Here is a 22,854-nt window from a genome sequence, read left to right as displayed (position 1 = left end):
ACTTTCTAAAAGTTCAAATCAATCCCACAAACTCTCACAATGTTTTTATTCGCGATGAATTCTCGCGAATAATATTTCTTGATTTATTTTTGCACATTTGGGATGCTCCCATTAAAACTCACTTTTTTAGCGCTATCCGCGCTTTCACACAACTAGAATTAATGCGAACTCAAGAGTTAATTGAAAACTGGTATGAAGTCCAGAGAAATTTGTCTCTTCAGGTGGCTCGTGACTTCATTCTGGAACATCTGGAACAAAAGATAGGCTTAAATTCACATAGTCAGATTCCTGTCAATGCGTAAGTTCTGAATTATTAATGTCATTTTAAAACCTTCTTTAGTTTTTATTAGGAAATAAGATGCGTTGCTTCTGTCAATGCGTAAGTCCTAGCCCTTTTTGTCCCCCCGTAAGTTTTTTACCACAGAATGTTACTATTTTGGAGATGTCTAGTGATAAATATGGATCAGTTACTTTAGAAAACCTATTCTATTCATCCCTATATAATGCAACGCCGGATTTGCCATACAAATATGCAAGGATTTTTCAAGACCGAACTTCCAAAGCTGCCATTACACCTACAGATATTAAACCAGACTGAACGCCAAGTTCGTCGATTGGGAATTCGTCTGGCACCATTCGAGCCGGATATGCTACGCGAAATTGCTATGTGGCAAAGCAAGCTGAGCGATTTTGATGAAAATCCACTTTTTTCTGAAGCACTGGAGGTGCTGTGTCGTTCATGTGAAGCAGATACGCATTTCTCTTTTGTGGGTCGAGTAAGCATTCGCGAATATATTGTGCGTGCCTTAGTCAATCGCCTTCGCTATGTGCACGCACGGACTCTGGAACCCGAAGTTTCTAATATAGCACTTGAGCCACCAGTTATTGTCATCGGTCTCCCCCGATCAGGTACAACTTTTCTGCATCATCTTCTCGCCTTAGACCCTCAGGCTAGGCCGCTGTTATTTTGGGAGTTAATGGAACCTATTGCAGGTTCCAAACCCGAACTACGTCGTCAAAACCTGAACCGCAAACTAGCTAATATCAAGCGTATGAATGCGGCAATTGATAGAAAACATCACTTTGATACGGACAATCCGGAGGAGTGTATGCTTCTGCTCGACACCACACTCTTGAGTCTGTCGTTTTGGGTATTTGCGCCGGTATATGAGTATCTGCACTGGCTTCAACATCAGAATAAGCATGACTCTTACCAGGTATATCGGTGGTATTTACAACGTTTTCAGCGTGAAACTCCTAGTCATCGTTTAACCCTCAAGGCTCCTGCTCACATGGGTGCACTCGACGCTCTGCTCGACGTCATTCCTAACGTGCGCCTTGTGCAGATCCATCGCGACCCTGCTCAGGTAGTACCAAGTTTGCACAGCCTAATTTTTTCTTTGCACGCTATAGTAACCGAGTCCTTAGATATCAAACGCATGACTGAGTTCAATATGACCTATCTGGAACACCTTATTACCACCACAGAAGCCGCTCGGTCATCCGGACATTCCTGGGTAGATGTGCAATACGATATGCTGGTACGCGATCCGATTACCTGCGTGCAGCAAATTTACCAACAATTGAATCTGACTTTTACCGACGAGTTGTCCCGACATATCGAGCAGTTTGTCGCCCACCGATCCAAAGAGAAGTTTGGCAAGCATCTCTACTCGGCTGAAGACTTTGATACCACTGAGGCTTTGGTGCGTAAGCGTTTTGCCGATTATTACCAAAAATACATTCTGAATCCATAATTATCAATCTATAAATACTTAGGTTAGCCATGCGTATTGAAGCTGTAAATGTATCGATGCCTTCGCAGGAAAAAGACAATGAGCTAATTATCGATCTAATACGTCAACATAGCCAGAACACCTTCAATGGCGATCTAGAACAAACTTTGACACGGATCAATAAATTACTACACTTGTCTGGAGCTAAAAGCCGCCGTTGGTTGGCAGAAGGTGAAAAGCCCTTGGATCACATTAAAAAAGCAGTGTTTGCCACACTCACTGAAGCAGGAGTGAATAAGGATGAGATAGATCTTTTAATTTATGTGGGCATTTCCAAGGGATTTCTAGAGCCTGGACAGTCCTATTTAGTAGCTCATGCGTTGGAAATGCGACAGGTAGAGTGTTTTGATTTAGTTGACGCATGTATGAGTTGGAGTCGAGCGATGCATATCGCCGAAGGATTTTTCCTTACCGGACGCTACCGACGTATCCTAATTGTCAACGCAGAGTTCGGCACTCAAGAGGGGGGTTATCTGTTTCCAAACAACTATCAACTCCAAAACCTCCACCAAGTGGAATGGACTTTTGCCAGTTATACTATTGGCAATGCGGCTACTGCTACCCTAGTTTCGGCAGATCCAAATAACCCTTGGACTTGGCGCTTTTTGTCCCGCCCCGACCTAGCTGACCTCTGTACTATACACCTTTTCGGACTGGGACTCTACTCAAACGAAAATGACCGCATTGGTAGAAATGGTCAACTTCACTTCACTTCCTTTGGACAGGAGCTTCATACCCATGGCTTGGAGCCATGCGTTAGCTTAATGCGTGAGATTCACAACCTTCAACCGGATATTAAATGTATTTTTCCCCACGCCTCTTCCTATAGAGAGTGGAACCGATTTGCGAGGAAGGCCGGTGTGCAGGACAAAATCCAGCATATCTACCCAATGTATGGAAATCTTGTTTCTGCCTCGGTTCCTGCGGGTCTGGCGCTGGCTTGGCACAACGGACTTGTTAATCGGGGTGACCGTGTTGCTGGCTGGGTAGGTAGCGCGGGCATGTCCTTTGCTGCCTACTCGTTTACCCTATAATCAGGAGTTATCTATGAGAGAACTTTCTGGCACTACCGCTATCATTACAGGTGCATCTAGGGGTATCGGAGTAGAGATTGCCAAGTCTCTAGCAGAGCGAAAAGTCCGCATTGTCTTGGCGGCAAGATCTGCTGAGGCATTGGAGGCAGTTCGCCATGACATCACTAAGGAGCAGACGCAGGCGCAGATCCTAACCATCCCCACTGACATCACCGATCCCAATGCACAAGCCCACCTTGTTGAGCAAACCCTCAGTAAATTCGGAACGATCGACCTGTTGATTAACAATGCAGGTGTTGTGATGCTATCGACTTCTGAGCAGAGTATGCTCAGAAACATCGAACAGACTATCGCGGTCAATCTTACTGCGGCTATGACTCTCACCCAACGAGTGTTGTCAGTAATGTTAGAGCAGAATCGAGGGCACATTGTTAATGTTGCTTCGCTAAGTGGATTATTCGGGGTTGGTGGTGGTGAATCATACAGTGCCACCAAACACGGTCTGGTGGGATTTACGCGCTCCTTACGCCTCTCACTGAAAGTGCGTAAATCCAGCGTGAGCGCCTCTGTCATCTGTCCAGGTTTTGTCAAAGAGGTGGGGATGTACGCAGATAGACTGTCCTCAGGTGGCAATCGCGCACCTTTTATCTTAGGTACCACCTCAGTATATGCAGTGTCCTGTGCTATCATTCGCGCCATCGAACACGACCTACCCGAAGTCGTAGTCAGTCCACGCCCGATTCGCCTGCTTTTAGCGCTTACGGCACTCTCGCCCAGAATAGGAGAGTGGGTTCTGAGGCAGGCTGGTGCCCATCACGTCTTCGAGGTCGGCGAGTACGAGCAGGTGCCACAATGATGTCCTGGTGGAATGAGAGAAGATTTATAAAGTAAATCTAAAGCCGACTAAAAAAAAGATTGTTGGAGGGATAGGATACCTCGTATGAAGTATATTTACTTAGCTACTCATGATACGAAAGTCTTATTTCACAGACCTAAATAATGTTTACAGGCAGCTTCTCAAACAATCAATTTTACTGAGGAACTATGGAAAGAAAAAGAAAAGGTTTAATACTATGGTTAACCGGACTTAGTGGTGCAGGTAAAAGCACGCTTGCTAGAAGACTAGAGGAAGATATTAAGGAGCGTGATTGCTTAGTGGAAGTTCTAGATGGTGATGTAGTTAGAACCAACTTGTCAAAGGGTTTAACTTTCAGTAAAGAAGACCGAGAAATTAATATCCGTCGGATTGGATTTGTTGCAAATCTACTTAGCCGAAATGGAATAGTAGTTATCGTTGCTGCGATTAGCCCTTATCGGGAAATAAGAGAAGAACTGCGGCAGACAACCCACAATTTTATTGAGATTTATGTAAACGCGCCACTTCCGGTTTGTGAAGCTAGAGATGTCAAAGGACTTTATGCCATGGCACGAGATGGAAAAATTAAATCCTTTACAGGCATTAATGATCCTTATGAAGAACCTTTATATCCCGACATTGTTTGCTACACGTCAGAGGAAACTATTGAGGAAAGCATTGATAAGGTAATCACAGAATTAAAGTCGCAAGATTACATTAATCCCAAGCCTGAATTAAAGTACAGTTCTAGCTGCGTAAGTTGAAATATTAACTATAAGCGTGAACTTAGAAAAAATTTCGATTTACTGCTTCTGTTTTAACTTCAACTCAACAATTTCTCTTATTTCACTATGTATACGTCGCTCACAGAGACAGGGGAAACGCATCTAATTTGTTTTGACAAAATGTAACTTATATGAATGGAGAAAAAGGAAAGTATTAGTAGCGTTATATCAATGCAATTGGGAGCATCCCAAATGTGCAAAAAGAGGGGGAGAAGGCAAGATAATTCGCGATGAATCCTCGCGAAGAATAAGGGGACTGTACATCAACGCAAGAATTCGAGAGAATTATTTGTGTTCAATCCCAAGATCAAGGACAATGACCCCAGAAGATAAAAAACAGTTGGATGCACACGTAAAAGCCATCGCCAAGATTCTGTATAAAAACACGCCACCCTCAAAAATCGAAACCTTTGAAGGAATCGAAACAGCCGTTCGAGATCAGGCTCCAATATTCGGCAAGAAATTTTAGATTGGTATCACTTGAAGGAAAACCTGTATAAAATACAAGCTACTAAAAAATTCCTGGTGGACATTGAGTCCGAACTTTGGCACGGACAAGTAGAACCAGCAATCACCAAACTCAAAAAATGCAAAGAGGTATAATCGCTAAGATGTAGGTGGTTGCGACAATAAGGGGTGTGAGTATCAACGGATACTGTTGGCGAATCTACTACATATTTGTAAATACAATACCTTACTTGGTACTCTTTCGGTCACTTCGCGGAATTCAGGCAATATTAATATCATTCACACTTTTGGACTTGAGATATTGCAAAACCTCTTGATATATCTGACTGCTAACGCGATCGCCCCTTCTACCATTCTCTAGTTTGATATCATCAACAAAGAAATTGAGCTTAAATTCAGCATAGGTAATGCCATCATCGCTATGATTTGTACCTTTGATTAAAACTTGTGGTTCTTGCCACTTTTGTCGCGGTTCTTTGAATCGTTCACGAACCCATTTATTTAATTCCATCACATAATCATCAATCCGAGTTTCTTCAGTTTGGGGATTAGAAATTTTTTGGTATAAACGCTGCGATCTCCGCTTGATTAGATTAAGTTTACGTTCCCACTCTTCAGAAATCATGTAACTATCATTATCCAAGAGATTTGGATCGCGAATCCAGATGCGATACCATTCCCGAACTAACTCAATCAACGAATCTTGAACTCTGATTTCTTGCAAGTTAAAAATAGTACGATTGTTTTGAGCTTCCGCAATTGCTTCTAACCCAATCAAAGCTAGTATATCCTTATACTCCTGCTGTACATTATTAATTTCATCTTGAGTTAACCCACCCTTTTCGGCAAACTGGAGTGTAACAACTAGTGTTTCTAGTCCTATTTGAATCTCTTCTAATTTATAGTTAACTTCCTGTTCTGCAATTAAGCGCAGTTTGCCTATTTTTTGTTGTTCTGTTAGTTCATCAATTTGATAGTAATCATCAATTATTTCTAATTTTTTATCAATATCTCCTAACGTATCTGGATGAGATAAAATGATTTTTACTATCATCTGTTTAGCTTCATACATATCATACTTGACTAGTACTTCTACCTGACTGGAGTGATGATAATAAGCTGTAGGACGGCTGAGGTTAATAATATTCTGGCTTTGTAAATTACTATTAGGAATGTAAATATTATAATGTTTATCAGGTACATAAAGTTGCGTAACCCGCACACCAATTTTTCTTAGTATGGCAATAGAACCGTCCTCAAGCCGCAAAACATCACCAAACTGGAAGGGTGTATCAATCAACAACACAACACCACTAAAGAAGTTTGCCAGGATGCCTTGAGCTGCAAAACCAATTACGAATGTCGCACCACCTAAAGCTACCCAAATACCAGTAAGATCGACTCCAAAGGAACGTAAAACCAAAAAAGCAGCTATCAAGTAAATTACAACAGGAGCTACTGCTTCTAAGAGAGGTAGTAGCACATCGTCCCACATGGCTTCTGTTTGTTGAGTATACTGCTTCAGGTAATAAATAAAAACTTCAATAAAAACTTGTACTATCCAATAGCTAATTGATATGATTATTCCGGCTGTTATGATATTTTCAAAGCTGTCAATCACTGCACCTGAAGGCAGACTCTCGAAGGTTAATTTGAGGACACCTAACACAAAAGTAGCTAGAGCCGGATAAGCCGAAACGTTAAGAGTAACTAGGGCAATATCTCGTTCAAATTTGCGAAAAAGGGAACGCAATACATAAAATAAAATGACATAAAGTAAAATGCCGCCAACAAATGTAATTAGTAAGCTACTTAGAACAAAAGCCCAAGTATTTGTTTCAAATGGTAAAAGTTTGTTTAGCATTGTAGTAGTTTTATTGCTTCTATTTATAATTGTTTAATTATCTGTCATGTTAAATCCATCTTAAATCAAAAAATAATGTTTAAAACCCTCATTAGATAAGGGCTTCAAATATTATCAAAACTACATATCATAATAAGTATCGTAGAACCAAAAAACTAAAGCCCAGCAGTAGCAATGCTTTAAGCTTTTTAGTATATTTATTATTCAATTTCAAGTTTAAGACCAGGGAGTAAACGTTCTAGATTTTTCAATGATTTTCCTTGCCAAGGCATAGTATTTGAACCTAAGACAAGCAACTGAATTCCTTTTTTCTTACGCAAGCTCAGGACAAATTTTGATAACATACTAATACCGGAACTGTTGAGAAATGCTAAATCTCTTAAGTTCAAAGTCATCCTTGCAGGATCGGTTGCGGCAATTTTATTGAGTAGATTGGTAATTGGTTCATATTCACTCGATCCCCCAAGGCTCAATTCTCCTTTAAAGTTAACTGTTGCAGAGTCTGTATCAGCTTCAACGGTGTAATCTCCATCTTTAATCTCTTGCAAAACCATAATATGTTCTTTTCCTAAATAAACAATATTTGAATCAGATACCGATGAATACTATACCTTAAATTGCGCCATTGTAGTTACAGCCATGATTATAGATTCTTGCTGAATAGTTTCTAATTTCCAACCAATTTTAGCTGAGTAGTCATTAATTATGGTTAACAGACCTAAACCAGAAGACCCATTTTTTTCAGCACTTTTTTCAACTTGATGCACATATATTTCATGGGTATTTGAAGTTAAGATTTTTTCAATAACTGCTCTCAATTTAGCTTCAGTTTCTAGTTTAATACTATTGCTGGCAAAAATCACGGCAGTGACACTATCTGCGTCATTCAATAAATGAATACCAAATCTTACTATGTAGTTAGAACTATCATCATTAAACTTCATAGCATTTTCTAAAAGTTCGTTGGCGACATAGCTAACAGCACTTTTACTTTCTTTGATTATTTGTTCTTGATTTGGTTCATTCTCATCTACAGCTAAAAAGTTGGTAAAGTAGTCTGCAAAAAAATGTGCTGAAAGACGATTGCTACGCCAACGTTGTTTGATTGGGCGAGAAGTGGGTGTAAAAGAAAGTTCAAGAGAATCATGTTCTGGACGAAAGTCAGAGATAAAATCACCAAATAATTCAGTTTTGATTATAGTAGAGACTGTAGATATTGGAATCATAGTTTTTTGATCTCAAAATAATTGTACATAAATGCAGGTTAAGCGCAAATAAAAAGAGTTTTAAAAGGTAAGAATTCATGAGGCAAAATAGTTAAATAATCAGAAAAAAGTTTGATGAAGAAATACATTACGCATTCTAGATTCTTTATAAATTATGACTCTTGAATTCTTACTTTAAAAGTTGAATTTAATGATTTAATACCGCAATTATGCAATGCCCAATAAGCTAAAAATCTAAGTTAATGATCGTATAGCAGTTCTAAATCATTTTTGAAAATAAATTAACTGTAGATGCACAAAGAGAAGAATCGGAGATTTTCATAACTCATTTTGGATTCTAGAGCATTGTTTATATTTGCCGATATTAACTTTTATAAACTTCTTCCCGTCGCTTGAATACTAGCAATGTGATGTCATCAAATACTTTTTGTTTACCAATATGTCGTCGCACATCTAAAATTACTGCATCTTTAATTTCTGATGCTGATTTGTGCCAGTTTTGACTGATTATTTCACATAACGGTTCAAGTCCGTATTGATTTTTATTGATGTCTTTGGCTTCGGTAATACCATCGGTGTAGAGGACAACCCCATCACCTGGTTGTAATTCCAGGGTTATATCGCTAATAAAATCAGTTATGTCATCATCTAAACCAATGGGAAAACCCAAGTCCATTGTGTCAATAAGCTCAATTTGCCCACCTTTGCGGATGATAATTGTTTCTTCGTGCTGTCCACTGATACTTATTTGCCCTTGAGCATAGTTGAGAATCACCAATGTCAAGTTCTTCTCAGAGTTCATCCGTTGCACGTTCTTGCAGATGGTGCGGTTGAGTGTGTCAAAGAAGCGCACTGAATCAGATTCGCGGATTTCTTTGAGGAGGCGAACTGCTGTTTGTGTCATTAACATTAACAATCCACTTTCTAGTCCATGTCCAGTTACGTCTCCAATACCAAGAGTTACTACTCCGTCAATGTGCAGTACATCGTAGTAATCGCCGCCGACTTCATCCGCAGCTTCCATAAAGCCAGCAATATCTAGTCCTTCAATAGCTTCTAGTTCTTCTGGTTTTGGGAGAATCATCTGTTGCATTCGCCGAATTATATCGAGTTCGGCACTCATGCGGAGGTTTTCTCCTTTGAGTTTTTCATTGAGAATATTAATTTCTTCATTAGCTTCGGCTAGTTCAGCAGTGCGTTCTTGAACTTTAATTTCTAGGTTGTGGGCGTAATCTTCTAATTGCCGATAGGAAAGCATCAGATTTTTCCATAAAACCTGTACAAGACCAATTATTAATGCGCTGATAACAGTTAATAATGGTGTAAATACAGGAATTAACCAACCACCAAGAAAGGCAATGTAAGCACTGCTAAAAATAATCACCACAGCCAGTAATAAACCACCTATGGTCAGCCAACGTTTTTTAATGTAAATTGTACCAAGAGTGGCACTATATCTAGACCAAAAGATGATTAAGAACCAGTTTAGAGGTTTAACGGTAGCTCGCATCATTGGACGGCCATCTATGGCGGCGCTGAGAATCTGACTGGTAAGATTTGCGTGAACTACTACTCCAGGGACTAGCTCTGTAGGAAAAAGTAAATTGCTATTGTAAGGGGTACTATAGCTATCATTTAAACTGGGAGCTTTTGCACCGACCAAAACTAGGCGATCTCGTATAAAATTAGCAGGTATGCGATTCTCTAAAATATCGGTCATGGAAATATGAGTAAAACTGTCTAGCCCTCCTCGATAATTAATTAAAACTTGGTATCCTCCCATGTCAGCTTCGTTGTATTGCCCATCATTGCTAGATAAAGGTACAAACTTAGCTTTGCCTAAACCGTAGATTTGTTTATCTGCGTTGATTAATTTCAATTCAATGCCTGCTTTTTCTAAATATGTTAAGGCTAGTTTAACTCCTAGCCCTTGAGCTAAACTTTGATCAGGTTTACCTAATAAAATAATCCCGCGTCGGATTTTGCCATCTGTATCTAAGAGTAAGTCGTTGGCAGCTACTTGACTCTGTTTAGCTAAAATTGGTGGTGGTGCAACTGGTTTCCCGGCAATTTTTTCAATGCCAATAAAATTGGGAGTATTTTGAAATTCTTTGACAAGTTCTGCGTGTCCCGGTTCTACGGGTAAATCTCGATAAATATCGATGGCGATCGCTCTTGGTTGTTGTGCTTTGATATTGCGAATCATTTTCGCCATAACGCGATCAGACATCGGCCATTGCTTGACATATTGAATATCTGGCTCATCAATTGTGACAATTACAATTCGTTTGTCTATAGCTTCTTGCGGATGAATACGAAATAATTGATCTAAAGTTACCCATTCTAAAATTCTAAAAACACCTATATTACTCCCTGCAATGACCAATCCTGCAACACAGGGAGTAATTATCAGCGTTCCTTGCCATTTTTTAAGTGATTTTTTGAGTTTTTCCCACATTATTCTTTAAAAAGCTTCTGTCAATGGTTGAGAGGCAATATTTTCTAGTCCAACTTGCTTGAGTAAATCGTGCCATTCAGTAGCGAAAGCTTTATTATTTGGTTGCGATCGCTTTGCCGCCGCTAAAATTTTTAGGGTATCATACCATATACCAGCCTCACCATATTTAGTGGCTAATTCCACAGGGGATGAGGCTAACTCCTGCTCATTAAATGTAGCCTTGACTCGTTTTATCCAGCCTGTTACAGAATAATTATCAGGTCGGAGAATTCCGCCTGGTTCAATAGGTGCAAAATACCACAGGTAATTTTTATCTATTACTAAAGGTGGTGCTGCTGGAGATAACGTAATACTAACTACACCGCCATCGGGAGGAACTTTTAGCATTGTCGAATAATGGGGATTTCCGTCTTCGTCTTGGAGGCTGAAAAATACGGTTTCTGCGCCAACTGGAGGCAAATAGACAAAAATTGTGGGGCTTGCTAACACAGTGCGTCCCTGTTTGGTAGGGGGAACTAATGCTGTTAATGGTGCAGTTTTTCCCCTTGTACCACCACCGATGCTGCTTCTAGGGGTTGAATTTCCACTAGGTAGAGTCAATTGCACATCACCTCTTGTACCTCCGCCAACGCTGGTTCTAGGTGCTGAACCTCCAGGTAGGGCGAATTGCACATCACCCCTTGTACCTCCGCCAACGCTGGTTCTAGGTGCTGAACCTCCAGGTAGGGCGAATTGCACATCACCTCTTGTACCTCCGCCAACACTGGTTCTAGGTGCTGAACCTCCGGGTAAGGCGAATTGGACTTGTCCGCGAACGCCACCGCCAACGCTGGTTTTGGGGGCTGCATCTTTGGGCAGTTTAAATTCCACACTAATGAGAACTTGATTGGTAACGGTTGGATTCTCTTGAGGGAGAAGGCTTGCTAATGTAGAATTTTCTGTCAAAACTATTAATGTGCCGCTAATAGTGAAAAATAAAAATATTTTAGAATTAAACTTAACCATTCTCACCTCTTTTGCTATATTTACAACCAATTACCGACAAGAACGAAAGAAGACCAAAAATAAGGATGTTTGTATAAAGGATTAGCCATAATTTTGATTTGTGCCTGTTGCAATGCCTCAGCTTTGTTTAGTTTTTGATTACTCAATTGGTGATAAAATTCTTTCATCAAGGAGGAAGTAGACTCATCATTTACTGACCATAAACTAGCAAGAGTACTTTTAGCACCAGAACGCAAAGCAAATCCAGCTAAACCTAATGTTGCACGATTATCACCTACAGCTGTTTGACAAGCACTCATCACTAATAATTCAATCGGTTCTATGTTTGTTTGACTTCTGTTTTTAAACAACAGGTCAAAATCTTGAATGGAAATGCGATCGCCCCAGGTCAACAAAAAGGTTTCTTCTGGGTTGGAACTGAATTGACCGTGAGTAGCAAGGTGAACTATGGGGAAAGATTTATTAGCGATCGCCGCTTTTAAACTGTCTCTGCTAAACTTCTTATCTAGCAACACTTGTGAATTAACTTCTGTAGTAACTTCTTTAATTTCTTCTGTAACTCCAGGTAAGGGATTGAAGCCTTGGCGTGCTTCCGTCAATCCAGCCGCTAACACGCTCAATTTTTGGCGTTGCAGTCCTTGAGGAAATAGTTGTAATCCAGGACTGAGAACAACACTATAATTTTCGATTAAATACTGTTTGCCATCATATAGAACAGCCATTGGCAAGTTTCGCAACAAACTATCTGGAATGAAAACTAAAGTTTTGATACTACTTTTCTGGAGTGTTGCTTGAGCAGGTGCAATCAGCCAGTTATAAATTTCTTGGGAAAGTCGCAAACGCTCCTTACTCGAATAACCAGGGGATAGGGAAGAATAAAGTTGTTTTAAGATAGCTTCTATTTGCTGTTTTGGTAGTTTGGTGCTGTAGTGACGCAGAGGTTGATTAGGAACTGAAAGAATAACTTCCAGGCGATCGCTTAAAATAATTGGATAAATAACGGCTGCGTGCAAGTCAATTTTTTCTAAAACTACAGGATTGCTATTATCTAAGCAAGCATCCCGAAAAAAGTTATCCAGTTCCCCTAGTTGCAAAGCTTCCATCACTTGCAGAGCTTGTTTAAGGTTACTTTGATTATCTTTTTGCAACAACAAGCTGACGTAATCTCGATAAATCGGTTCAACACTTTCTTTAAAATTAAACTGTACATCCCGGTTAATTGCCACTAAATCACTACGTAGAGATTGCAAGTTATTAAAAGCAATCTCATAAGCAGGGATGGCACTATTACTATCTCCTTGTTCTCTAGCAATTGCACCCATCTGTCCCGCCGCACGAGCTACTAAATCTATAGCATTTATTTCTTGAGCTATTGTTAATGCTTGTTGTGTCAAAATTGCCGCATCTGCCAACTGGTTGTTTTCTTGGTAGAGTTTACCTAGTTGGTTAAGGGAATAAACTTCGGCTCTCGGATCTTTGATTTCTTTAGCTTGTTGAATAGCTGTTGCTAGCAAGTGGGAAATTTTGACGGCGTTGGTGTCTAAAACTGCTTTTCTACCTTCTTCAGTTGGCTCTAAGTCCATCAAGCTTTCTGCGAAGTTAATCTTGGCATAAATAGCAGGGCGACTAGGAGGAAGTTGGGCAAGATTGGTTTCTATTTCTGGAATTATTGTCTGTGCTGATTCCCAGTTTTGTAGTTTAACCAACAAGCTCAATTGATTTAATTGTGCTTCTAATTTAGGCTGTGCTTCTGAAGCTAAATTAACTGCTTGTTGGTAGTATGTCCACGCAACATCATATTGTTGTAAGTCTCTGGCAACATTGCCAATACTAAATAAAACTGCACTTACATCAGTTGATGAGTTGAATTGTTTACTAATTTCCCAACTTTTATCTAGAATCGTTTTAGATTGCTTTAAATCACCAACAGTTTGCAGAGCCACGCCTAAACTTCTCAACCCTCGAGCCTTTAAGAGACTATCAGGCTGACTTTGCAATTCTGTCACCAGTTCTTCTAACAAAGTTTTGGCATGCCGATACTGTCCCAATGCTTGCAAACCTTGCGCCTGATTAATTTGGCTGATGAGTTTACCCGTTTTATCACCTGTGCGCTCATAAGTGACTGCTGCTTGTTTCCAGGTATCTATAGCCGTGTCAGTTTGTCCTTGTAGTATTTGGAGCGTTCCTTGAGTGTTTAATGCCTGTGCTAATAGTAAACTACTTTTAGTATCGGGAGTTTTTAAGCTTTTGATAATATTGATACTTTCAGCGATCGCAGTTTGCGCCTGTGGTATTTTCGCTAAATCTTTATATGCTAACGCTAAATAATTTAAAACTTGAGCTTGATTAATAAATTCTTTTTTTGATTGATAAAACTTCAGTGCATTTTTCCAAACTCTAGCTGCTTCTGTGTATTGTCCAGCTTGATAGTAATTTTTTCCTTGTTGTAATAAATTTGAAGAATTTGAGAGTTGTTGAATTTCCTGATTTGCTCTTGATAATATGGATTGATTAGCAACAGCAGGAATACTCTTGATAACTAATAAAATACTTAATAATAAGCAAGTATAAAAAAACCATAAAACCTTGATTTTTCGTTTTGAAAATAACCAAAATCCTGTTTTGTTTAAATAGTTATATTTCTTTCGTCTAGATATTTTCCTCATATAAACTCTTTTCTTTGGGTATTGTTTGTATATATGTGAAATTTATAAATTTTACAAAGAAAGTTTATAAATTACTACAATTAGGACGTTTTTGCGATAAACTCTCTTGAGGTAAAAATGCTACCAATTCCACTTGTCCTTGGTTGTTAATTATCAAGCTTGTTGCTTCGACAATTTGTTGTCTTGTTGGAAGAATTGTAGAAGAACTATTTATTTGATTGCTATTCTGCGTAGTTGTAAAATCTCGTGTATCTGACAAGATAGTTTGACCACGAATAGTTGCTGTAGGGTCTGTTGGTAAGCCTCCCCTACCTGTAATAGTAAAAGAATTACCCTCTGTAGATGTACAACTAGGAGTAACTATTTTATTCTCGCGATCGCTCTCTGGGTTTGGTAATTCTATCAAAACCGAATTCGCAGCAGCATCCGGTTTATTAATTGATTCAAGGCTAGAAAAATCTAACACAGGACTAGGGCTAGGAATTTCTGGTGGTGGGCTAGAAACTTCTGGCGGTGGATTAGGAACTTCTGGCGGTGGATTAGGAACTTCTGGCGGTGGGTTAGGAACTTCTGGTAGTGGGCTAGAAACTTCTGGCGGTGGAATGCGAATCGTTAACTTTTTTGAACTGGAAGTAATATTACTCAAGGAGCTAAGTGTATCAAACTCGAATCCTTGAATATCTTTTGTACTGATATCAACTTTGCCACCATCACCAAAGAAAGCATTGGCTGTAATATCACTATTTTCTCCAGGTACAGCGAACAGTGAATCTGTGTTGATAGTGATGTTAGCACCATTTCCACCTGTAGTTTCATTACCTGCGATCGCCAAAATGTCGCTTCCACGGCGTAATGATAACGAATCTGCTAACTGTAGATTAATATTACCACCTTCAGTGCTAGCTGTTTTTGTGGTAATTAAGGCTTGATTATCGAGGGTTAATTTGTTTGCTTGGATTTCAATGTTCCCACCAATACCACTTCCTTGGCTATCGGTGGAAATAGCAGCACCATCCCGAATCTCAACAAGTTGGGAATCGACGAAAATATTACCGTTGTTACCGCTAGAACCCAAAGTTGTATTAGCAAATAAACCCGTATTTGCACCAGACAAGAGAACTCTGTCTGTAGCTTTGATTACTATATTGCCAACATTTCCTAAACCTTCTGTTTGAGAAAATACCTGACTATTATTAATAGCAACAAAGGATCTAGTATTAATCTCTATATCACCAGCTTCCCCTGCATCTATACCTATGCTCTGGCTTCCTATCTTTGAGTTATTTAATAAAATTGAATCAGCATTAATAATGATATTATTAGCATTACCACCATTACTTCTGGTGAATAATTTAGCTTGGTTAGCTTCTAAAGAATTAGTAGTAATGATGAGCTTTCCATCTGTTCTTGTTATACTTCTCCCCAAGGAAATCAATGGTGCGTTTAGTGTCACATCACCGCCTTGTCCAGCACTAAAGGAAGAATTGCCAATAAATGACTCTCTAAGTGGAGTTTGTTCTTGAATAATTGCAGATTTACTCTTGAGAGTAATGTTACCTCCAACTGTGCCAAAAGAAAGAATCTGTGATGCTGGTCGTATGACAATATCATCATGAGCTAAAAGTGTGATATTTCCACTGGGTTTGGAAAATGTAAATGTAGAAAAATCAATTCCAAAACCCGTCAGAAGTTGGCGAGTAATAATTTTCCCACGTGAATCAATCACAATATTCTCCCCCCCTGCACCCCTACCAAATACGCTTAGTGCAGAGTTAACTGTAATATTGCCCGATAGAGAAGAATTAGGTTGATACTGATTGGTTAAAAAAACCAGTCCTCCCGAATTAATAATTTGATTAATAGTGATATCTGCGCTTATTGGTTTACCATCTGTGCTAGGAGTAGATGAAAAAACATTTATTGCTCCTTTGATTCCAGTTGGATTAAAATTAGTAGTTCCAGCCCTAATATCAATAGTAGGTTCAGCATTGCCATTAACGATAACTTGCGTTAATCCATCCGAAAGAGTAACGGTTTCATTAATAAAGTTAGTTGGATCTGAACGGTTAACATAAATATTATTAATTGTTACACTTCCACCTGCAAAAACATGAATGGAAGCTCCTGTATAACTATTAAAACTAACATCTCCACTTGAACGAATAATCGGGTTGTTAAAGCTAGATAAATCTCCTCCTTGTCCGTTTATTTGTTCGATGCTAAAATTACCGCCACTAAAAAAATGAGCGTCCCCAGCAATAGGATTGGCGGAACGGAACACCATATTTTGACCAGAAAAGAAGCCACTAGAGGGATCGTTTAAGGCAAAAATATCTATCTTATTTCCTTCAGCTAACAGTTGTTGTTTAGCTGAGGCAATGAAAGGGTAATTTAGGTTGTCCCGCACTTTTAGAGTATTACTAGCTTGCAAGGTTAAATTACTACCTGCTTGTAATTGCCCTTGTAAGTCAAGATTTGTACCAACTAAAGTCAAGCTTTGTCCAACTGATAAATTCCCACTGTTAGCGATCGCACCTTGGGGCGCTAACCAACTCTCTAACCCCGGAGGAACATTGACAGTTAACAAGGGGGGTGCTTTGGGATCTTGAGTAGTAAATTGATAACCGTTTTTGAACAAAAGAGCGTTACTGGTGCTAGCAAAGAAAGAACCAGAGATATCCAAACGCGCATTTTTACCGAAAATTATGCCGTTAGGATTAATTAAGTAGAGATTGGCATTTCCTAATACTCCGAGTGTACCGAAAATATTAGAAGCCTGGTTTCCTGTAACTCGACTCAGGATATTTTCGACTCCAGAGGGATTAGAGAAGTAAACCTGTTGTTGATTACCTACATTAAAATCTTGAAAACTGTGGAATAGGTTACTACCTCAAATCGCTCCCCCATCTATGCGATCAATGTTACCTTTGGGACTTTGAACATTAGGTGTAAGGACAGAGCGTTCAACTTGCAAACTGTCATCAGCAGCTATTTGAGCTACAGCAGTTGTTGTTGAACCCAGAATACAGGCGATCGCCGTACTGCTTGTTAAAATTTTCATCAGCATAGTAGCCCTATCAGTTTCCTCTGTTTCAGCAACACCTGAATTCTTCTTCCACTTAAAGTCAATAATTTTGAACTTTGATTAATTTACGTTTGAGTAGATATACACATTCCAGCCCATTCATAGCTAAAACTCTGATCGCCGGACTAGGTTCGGGAACACTAGTGGACACAACAGATGTTACTAAATTGACATTGATAAAAGTATTTGTATCGGATGACAATCCTTACAAATTAACACTGTATCATCAATCAATGAACTTACTGCTGCTACTTCAAGTTTCATTCCAGCAGTTATAGTAATACCCGCAGATATCACTATGGTCGTAAATTTACTAAGTAAAGCTATTTTTTACCTAAAATTAAAGATTTTTGTAGGTAAATCTGATTATCCTTCACTTTACTTAAAAACAGCACTATTAATAGAAAATTTACATAATTCTCCTTACTTCTTCATAAAAACTTTAATTTGGTTGGTTTGATGTTGTGATTTATATTGAAGAAACTGTTTGAACTTAAAAATTCTCCCTTTTTTAACTTGTTCTTAAAAAAATCAAGATAATTAAGTGATATAATTAGCAGCCCAGCGAATCATATTATCGCTACAACAACTTTAGTTACAATATTTAATTTTATTTGTGTCAAATTTAGGAGTACGATTAATTTGGTTTAAGACCTTGGAGAAACTGGCAGGGTGCTTCTTTGATTTGCTATAGCAACAATATTATTTTATCAGCAATTACAAAAAATAAATATTGCATGGCAACTGGTGAAAGTTTTGCCAACAGTTTCAGCGAAAATAATTTATAGGCATTTATAAAAATATTACAATTATGAATTTGAATTTTACTAAACACATTGAAGATATCCAATTACTGCATGTAGAACGATATCTCCCAGCAAAAATAAGAACTTACATTGAAGAAAATTACTATGCTAAAGTTCAGCAGCAAGCAGAGTTAGATTATGCTGCTAGAGATGAAAATTTTCTAGCAAATCCCCTTCAGCACGTCGCACTTTATTCGGATCATGGTGTCGTTCATGTCAGAGATGTTGCTCGTAATATCTTAGTTGTGCTGGAAGCCATTCATGGAGTTCTCATTCCCAAAAGAGAGTCTCTATGGTTTGATTTTATGAAAGGTTATGGAATCATACTTGTCTATAACCATGATATGGGAATGCTTGATTTTTCGCCATTTGGCCGGGCGATGCACCCAGAATTTGTTACTCAAGAAGTATTTAGTTCTGCTTTTGATCAGGTAATTGATACGATTTGGACTGAAAATTGTGGCAATGTTTCTTGGCGTTTAATTAACTTAGCTGATAAAGGAGCATTGACAGAAGATCCTCAACTTGTGTTACGTGAAATGGTATCATTGGGGGTTGCTCATAGTAAAAGCAAAGTTCCTATTGAGGTATTGAATAATCCTCAAGAATTCAAAAAGTTAATGAGAGAAATTGCTGCGGTTAATTTGCATCATCTTTATCACCAACAACAAGTAAATAAAGCCGAAAATAAATTATCTCATGCGAAAAAATCTCCCCAACAACAGCTTAAAATTGAAAAATTAGAAATAGCTTTACAGCAAATTAAAGCTACTCAGGCAGAATTTCTTAATCAGGGAATTAGCCCCCATAACGAACGTATTGATAGATATTATACTGACTTTGAAAAACAGGCATTTTCCTGGCTGGTTTGCGAGCATCCAGAGGTGCAAGCTTTAATTGCTGATGTGGGTGATACTATCCGTGCTTTGCGAGCAGCAGATGCTTTGCGACAGAGAGGTACAGTTTATAAAACATCAGGAGGTTATCAGATTTTTGTTGACCAAAATACAGCTAAGGCAATTTATGCTTTGCAAAAAGGCAGCGGTGAATTATTTTTATTAGAAGCAGCAAACCCCCTTAATGCTGGAGAAGCAAACATTGCCAGTAGTGAATTGACTGCTAACGGCGATATAAGAATATCTTTCAATCGAGGTTCATTTACTAACCAAGATGCTACACAACGGGCAGCTTACTATTTAGCTGTTGTAATTGACGATATTCAACGCGATATTATCGATACTTTTCATCGATCGCCTCATGACAATGATGTGATTAAGAACAGTGAAAACATTGAAATTTTATTAGAAAATACTGACGACAACCTAGATTTTGCCGAAGCTGTCCAAGCCGAATTAAAAAAAATCGCGCCGGAAATAGGGTTGAAGAGTAGAATTGTTCCCTCACTCAAAAATATTGACCCAGAAGAACGCGATCGCTATTTGAGTGCCAAAGAGCTAGATTGGTCACTGGAACAGAAACAAAAAATTCTGTTGAGAGTTTCTCAATCGGGTCATAAAATTCACAATATTGATCCACACAAAGCTTTTACTGATGTGTACTTATCCGCCCTTGAAGCAGGTGAAACATTGATCCAAGCAGGATCGCCTCCTGGTTTTGTTTATATTCCTATGGGTATAGGGCTCGTAAGCAACCCATTAGGCGGGTATCAACCCCAATATGTAAAACCTTGGATTCCGTTAGGTAATATCCGGGTTATTCGTGGAGATCAGCAGGAAGCAACCATTACGGCTGAAGAGAAACTTGAAATTCTCATCATTCCTAAAGAAACTTACCTGAAACATTGGCACAACACCTATAATGCAGAAGAATTTTCGCAACAAATCGTGCGTATTTACGCCGAAGATAATTTGCGAGAGGTAGAGCAGATTTTTAACATTCTCTGCCAAGTTGCCCTAATTGATAAAAATCTGCATGACACTGAAGTTGACTTCATTCAACAAATGCTGGATTCTTACCGAATTAAATATTCCACTGAAGAAATTCGAGAAAAGTTATTAACTGGTGAAGATAGCGATTTTGTTAGTTTACGGCAAAGCGTACTAGATTATCTCTCGTTAGAGCCGCCATATTTTCAGGTGGGAAGACTACGAGATTTATTGAATTTACTAGTAAAAGTTGACGAAAATATTTCAGCAGAAGAATCGCTGATTATGTCAGAGTTAAATAATTTACTGGACAGTTATCTAGCAGATGAAACCTTGTCAAAGCAGTACAAGATATTGATTATTCCCACTAATTTTGAGCAAAATGAGGGGATTAGAGCGCTATTTCCCACTGCCCCCAAAGTTGAAAATCCTTGGGGAAAAGCTTATCTATGCGGTTCATTCTACTCGAAAGAATACGCCAATATGATTTTGCAGAGATATCGCAATTTGAATTTCTACGCCATTCTAGAAGAAGAGGAATATTCAGCATGACAATCCTTCAAAATCAGCCCATGCCAGTGATTATAGATACGGATGGTGGTGTTGATGATGCCTTGGCATTGATTATGGCATTGAACTCACCACAATTAGACCTGAAAGCAATTACAGTTTTAGCTGGTAATATTCATGTAGATCAAGCTGCAAATAATGTATTGCGAGTACTAAGTATTGTTGCACCCAATACCTTACCAATTGTTGCTAAAGGCTGTGAAAAACCTCTGGTTAAACCGCCCTTTAATGCTGCGGGGATTCATGGTGCAGATGGGCTAGGCGAATTAGATCAATTTAAAGCCGCAGATGGTACAGCCAGCTATCCTCAATTAACCATCGAACCATCTACAGAAAATGCTATTGATGTTATTCTCTCAGCAGCCAAAGAGTACGGCGATCACCTCAATATTATTGCTTTAGGCCCACTAACGAATCTAGCAACGGCAATTCAAAAAGATGCCGCAACGATGAAACAAATAGGGCGGATTATCATCATGGGTGGGGCTGTCACCGTACCTGGAAATATTACGGCGGCGGCTGAATTTAACTTTTTTGTAGATCCTCATGCGGCTCAAATCGTCATGCAGTCAGGGATTCCCTTAACATTGGTGGGTTTAGATGTAGCTATGAAAGCCCCTCTCACCCGCCAAGTTGTGGAAGAAAATTTACAGCGTCGTCCTACAAAAGTTACCCAGTTTATTGCTGATTGTACCAGAATTTATATGGCTTTCTATCGCACTCATGAAGGTTTTCACGGCTGTTATTTACACGATCCTTTGGCAATGGCAGTTGCTATTGATCCGAGTTTAGTTACTACTGAATCACTTTATATAGTTGTGGAAACTGAAGGACGATTTACCACTGGTTTGTCGCTAGCAGATAGGCGCGATCGCCGAGATGATAAAAGCAATCCACCTAATGTAGAAGCCTGCTTAGATGTTGATACCAAAAGGTTTTTAAAGTTGTTTGATAAACTTGTCTGCTCATAATCATTCCCCTTTTGTAGTAATTTAAATAATGACGCTTGTTTTTGAGTGTGGTAACTGGTGCCTATAGTATTAACTGATTCTCTTAAAAAGTTGTTGATTGAAACTGCATCTCAATTATTTGGTGCTGAAAAACGTAAATTTATGGCACAGACAGTTCAGGGCTTAGGTTTAGGAGGGCAAAGGCTTGCACAATTGAATATTGAATAAAAAGCTACTAACTCTATACTTAAATCTTCCTCCATGCAGGAGCTTTTTGAATTCGCCAACAAAGTCTTTCGCGAACCATATTTCTTTTCCACATCCCGTGAAAAGTCAAATATATTTCTATGGTAAGCTTAGTTTTGTTTAATGCATTGATATCTGCATTATTTCAATCAACTTTGGAGCTATGACCATGAAAAACATTTTCACCAAAATCGCCGCGATCGCAGCAACCAGTGCTGCTGTTGTTGCTGCTAACAACCCAGCTCGAGCTATTGAGTTAAACTTTAACTGGCTAGGTGATGCTGGTTATTCAGCCACAGGTTCATTCAGCTACGACGAAACTACAGCACCAACAATCATTTCCGAAGCTGGTGGTGGAGCAACCAACTTTTTACAATCCTTGAATGTATCCTTCTTAGATCCATCTAAAAATCTTTTGGGAACTTATGACACCGTTGCTGGTGGAGTATCACAGTCTGATTTTTTCGCTTTTAACTTTGATACTTCGACTAATACGTTGTTTGGCCCCTTGAATGTAGGAGGCGGGACGGGTGTAATTGGAGAATACTTCTTCTCTGGAACGGTTGGCGACTCTTTGCGATTACGTCAGGATGTCAATCAACAGGGAACATCAATAACACTAGATGAAAATTCTGGCTCTATTCAGGTATCCAAAGTCCCTGAACCTACTTCTATGTTGGGTTTGCTAGGGTTTGCTGCCTTGGGTGTAGGCTCATCTTTGAAGAAAAAGCAAGCCTCTTGCTAGAAATTAGGGCTTTCTAGTCAGGCTTGCTAAATTTACTGAATCTCTATTCTAGCCCTACTAGTTCACTGAACTCGTAGGGCTATCATTCAACTTTGTTGCATCGACTTGCATCTTTGTTGTATCGGCTTGCATCTTTTGTACAAGCGTCATAACCTTAAAAAGTCATAGCAATTTACGAATAATATCAAGTGCGATCTCGCGCTTTTAGAGCCAGTGAAAAAGTTTTATTTGGACTGGCTAAAAAAGTCAGATTTAAAACTCCTACGAGATTTACAGCAGTTTGCGATCAAAGTCACTACAAAAAGAGCTATCTAAATAGGCTCAAAGAATAAACCACAATGATTAAACCAATTTAGAGCATTTTCATCAGTAATGGCATTAACAGCCATAGTTATTGCAACATCTAGA

At 39.0% G+C, this 22,854-nt stretch carries 14 protein-coding genes and 5 pseudogenes; 11 read left to right on the top strand and 8 right to left on the bottom strand.

Going from position 1 to position 22,854, the window contains the following annotated elements; genetic code table 11:
• From VE944_RS15025 to VE944_RS14995, 7 genes and pseudogenes are all read left to right on the top strand, one after another.
• Positions 1-302, top strand: a pseudogene (locus VE944_RS15025) (hypothetical protein); the annotation flags it as partial.
• A 201-nt stretch (positions 303-503) separates the two neighbouring features.
• Entirely contained in the window at positions 504-1,757 is a 1,254-nt protein-coding gene (locus VE944_RS15020; protein WP_324978305.1) for a sulfotransferase family protein, read from the top strand.
• A gap of 56 nt (positions 1,758-1,813) precedes the next feature.
• The gene (locus VE944_RS15015) at positions 1,814-2,830 is read left to right on the top strand and encodes a 3-oxoacyl-[acyl-carrier-protein] synthase III C-terminal domain-containing protein (RefSeq protein ID WP_324978303.1); all 1,017 of its coding nucleotides are present in this window, start codon (positions 1,814-1,816) and stop codon (positions 2,828-2,830) included.
• Positions 2,831-2,843: 13 nt separating this feature from the next.
• Complete coding sequence (locus VE944_RS15010) at positions 2,844-3,686, top strand: SDR family NAD(P)-dependent oxidoreductase (protein WP_324978301.1); 843 nt, start codon at positions 2,844-2,846, stop codon at positions 3,684-3,686.
• 188 nt (positions 3,687-3,874) lie between these two features.
• Complete coding sequence (cysC, locus tag VE944_RS15005; protein WP_324978299.1) at positions 3,875-4,450, top strand: adenylyl-sulfate kinase; 576 nt, start codon at positions 3,875-3,877, stop codon at positions 4,448-4,450.
• Between the two features lie 337 nt (positions 4,451-4,787).
• Positions 4,788-4,913: pseudogene (locus VE944_RS15000) on the top strand (ISKra4 family transposase); the annotation flags it as partial.
• Between the two features lie 11 nt (positions 4,914-4,924).
• Positions 4,925-5,035, top strand: a pseudogene (locus VE944_RS14995) (ISKra4 family transposase); the annotation flags it as partial.
• A gap of 163 nt (positions 5,036-5,198) precedes the next feature.
• Here the strand turns inward: VE944_RS14995 and VE944_RS14990 are convergent.
• The 8 genes and pseudogenes from VE944_RS14990 to VE944_RS14955 all read right to left on the bottom strand — a co-directional run bounded on the left by VE944_RS14990 (position 5,199) and on the right by VE944_RS14955 (position 17,219).
• Positions 5,199-6,803, bottom strand: a complete 1,605-nt coding sequence (locus VE944_RS14990; RefSeq protein WP_324978296.1) for a mechanosensitive ion channel family protein — start codon at positions 6,801-6,803, stop codon at positions 5,199-5,201.
• A 200-nt stretch (positions 6,804-7,003) separates the two neighbouring features.
• Entirely contained in the window at positions 7,004-7,357 is a 354-nt protein-coding gene (locus VE944_RS14985; protein ID WP_324978294.1) for a slr1659 superfamily regulator, read from the bottom strand.
• Between the two features lie 51 nt (positions 7,358-7,408).
• Positions 7,409-8,029, bottom strand: coding sequence for a slr1658 family protein (locus tag VE944_RS14980; protein WP_324978293.1), 621 nt, complete (start codon positions 8,027-8,029; stop codon positions 7,409-7,411).
• Between the two features lie 364 nt (positions 8,030-8,393).
• Positions 8,394-10,487 carry a CHASE2 domain-containing protein gene (locus tag VE944_RS14975; RefSeq protein WP_324978291.1) on the bottom strand — a complete coding sequence of 698 codons (2,094 nt, stop codon included), beginning with the start codon at positions 10,485-10,487 and terminating at the stop codon, positions 8,394-8,396.
• A gap of 6 nt (positions 10,488-10,493) precedes the next feature.
• Complete coding sequence (locus VE944_RS14970; protein WP_324978289.1) at positions 10,494-11,492, bottom strand: DUF928 domain-containing protein; 999 nt, start codon at positions 11,490-11,492, stop codon at positions 10,494-10,496.
• Positions 11,493-11,512: 20 nt separating this feature from the next.
• Positions 11,513-14,158, bottom strand: coding sequence for a CHAT domain-containing protein (locus VE944_RS14965; RefSeq protein ID WP_324978287.1), 2,646 nt, complete (start codon positions 14,156-14,158; stop codon positions 11,513-11,515).
• Between the two features lie 64 nt (positions 14,159-14,222).
• A pseudogene (locus tag VE944_RS14960) lies at positions 14,223-17,036 on the bottom strand (two-partner secretion domain-containing protein); the annotation flags it as partial.
• A 12-nt stretch (positions 17,037-17,048) separates the two neighbouring features.
• Entirely contained in the window at positions 17,049-17,219 is a 171-nt protein-coding gene (locus VE944_RS14955) for a hypothetical protein (RefSeq protein ID WP_324978286.1), read from the bottom strand.
• An 835-nt stretch (positions 17,220-18,054) separates the two neighbouring features.
• Here VE944_RS14955 and VE944_RS14950 point away from each other — a divergent pair.
• From VE944_RS14950 to VE944_RS14935, 4 genes and pseudogenes are all read left to right on the top strand, one after another.
• Positions 18,055-20,487 carry a hypothetical protein gene (locus VE944_RS14950; RefSeq protein WP_324978284.1) on the top strand — a complete coding sequence of 811 codons (2,433 nt, stop codon included), beginning with the start codon at positions 18,055-18,057 and terminating at the stop codon, positions 20,485-20,487.
• Positions 20,484-21,476, top strand: a complete 993-nt coding sequence (locus VE944_RS14945) for a nucleoside hydrolase (RefSeq protein WP_324978282.1) — start codon at positions 20,484-20,486, stop codon at positions 21,474-21,476. The genes VE944_RS14950 and VE944_RS14945 overlap by 4 nt, the downstream gene beginning before the upstream one ends.
• A 63-nt stretch (positions 21,477-21,539) precedes the next feature.
• Positions 21,540-21,665: pseudogene (locus tag VE944_RS14940) on the top strand (ISAzo13 family transposase); the annotation flags it as partial.
• 205 nt (positions 21,666-21,870) lie between these two features.
• The gene (locus VE944_RS14935) at positions 21,871-22,446 is read left to right on the top strand and encodes a PEP-CTERM sorting domain-containing protein (protein WP_324978280.1); all 576 of its coding nucleotides are present in this window, start codon (positions 21,871-21,873) and stop codon (positions 22,444-22,446) included.
• The last annotated feature ends 408 nt before the right edge of the window (positions 22,447-22,854 follow it).

This window comes from Nostoc sp. (genome assembly GCF_035638895.1).
Classification (GTDB): domain Bacteria; phylum Cyanobacteriota; class Cyanobacteriia; order Cyanobacteriales; family Nostocaceae; genus Nostoc.
The sequence above is the reverse complement of the archived record's forward strand: the minus strand, read 5'-3'. Positions and strand labels throughout refer to the sequence as shown.

Excerpts from the sequence above, each read along its gene's own strand:
- VE944_RS14945 (WP_324978282.1), top strand. The coding sequence starts at position 20,484 with ATGACAATCCTTCAAAATCAGCCCATGCCAGTGATTATAGATACGGAT.
- VE944_RS15020 (WP_324978305.1), top strand. The coding sequence starts at position 504 with ATGCAACGCCGGATTTGCCATACAAATATGCAAGGATTTTTCAAGACC.
- VE944_RS14990 (WP_324978296.1), bottom strand. The coding sequence starts at position 6,803 with ATGCTAAACAAACTTTTACCATTTGAAACAAATACTTGGGCTTTTGTT.
- VE944_RS15015 (WP_324978303.1), top strand. The coding sequence starts at position 1,814 with ATGCCTTCGCAGGAAAAAGACAATGAGCTAATTATCGATCTAATACGT.
- VE944_RS15010 (WP_324978301.1), top strand. The coding sequence starts at position 2,844 with ATGAGAGAACTTTCTGGCACTACCGCTATCATTACAGGTGCATCTAGG.
- VE944_RS14970 (WP_324978289.1), bottom strand. The coding sequence starts at position 11,492 with ATGGTTAAGTTTAATTCTAAAATATTTTTATTTTTCACTATTAGCGGC.
- VE944_RS14935 (WP_324978280.1), top strand. The coding sequence starts at position 21,871 with ATGAAAAACATTTTCACCAAAATCGCCGCGATCGCAGCAACCAGTGCT.
- VE944_RS14950 (WP_324978284.1), top strand. The coding sequence starts at position 18,055 with ATGAATTTGAATTTTACTAAACACATTGAAGATATCCAATTACTGCAT.
- VE944_RS14980 (WP_324978293.1), bottom strand. The coding sequence starts at position 8,029 with ATGATTCCAATATCTACAGTCTCTACTATAATCAAAACTGAATTATTT.
- VE944_RS14985 (WP_324978294.1), bottom strand. The coding sequence starts at position 7,357 with ATGGTTTTGCAAGAGATTAAAGATGGAGATTACACCGTTGAAGCTGAT.
- VE944_RS14975 (WP_324978291.1), bottom strand. The coding sequence starts at position 10,487 with ATGTGGGAAAAACTCAAAAAATCACTTAAAAAATGGCAAGGAACGCTG.
- VE944_RS14955 (WP_324978286.1), bottom strand. The coding sequence starts at position 17,219 with ATGAAAATTTTAACAAGCAGTACGGCGATCGCCTGTATTCTGGGTTCA.
- cysC (WP_324978299.1), top strand. The coding sequence starts at position 3,875 with ATGGAAAGAAAAAGAAAAGGTTTAATACTATGGTTAACCGGACTTAGT.
- VE944_RS14965 (WP_324978287.1), bottom strand. The coding sequence starts at position 14,158 with ATGAGGAAAATATCTAGACGAAAGAAATATAACTATTTAAACAAAACA.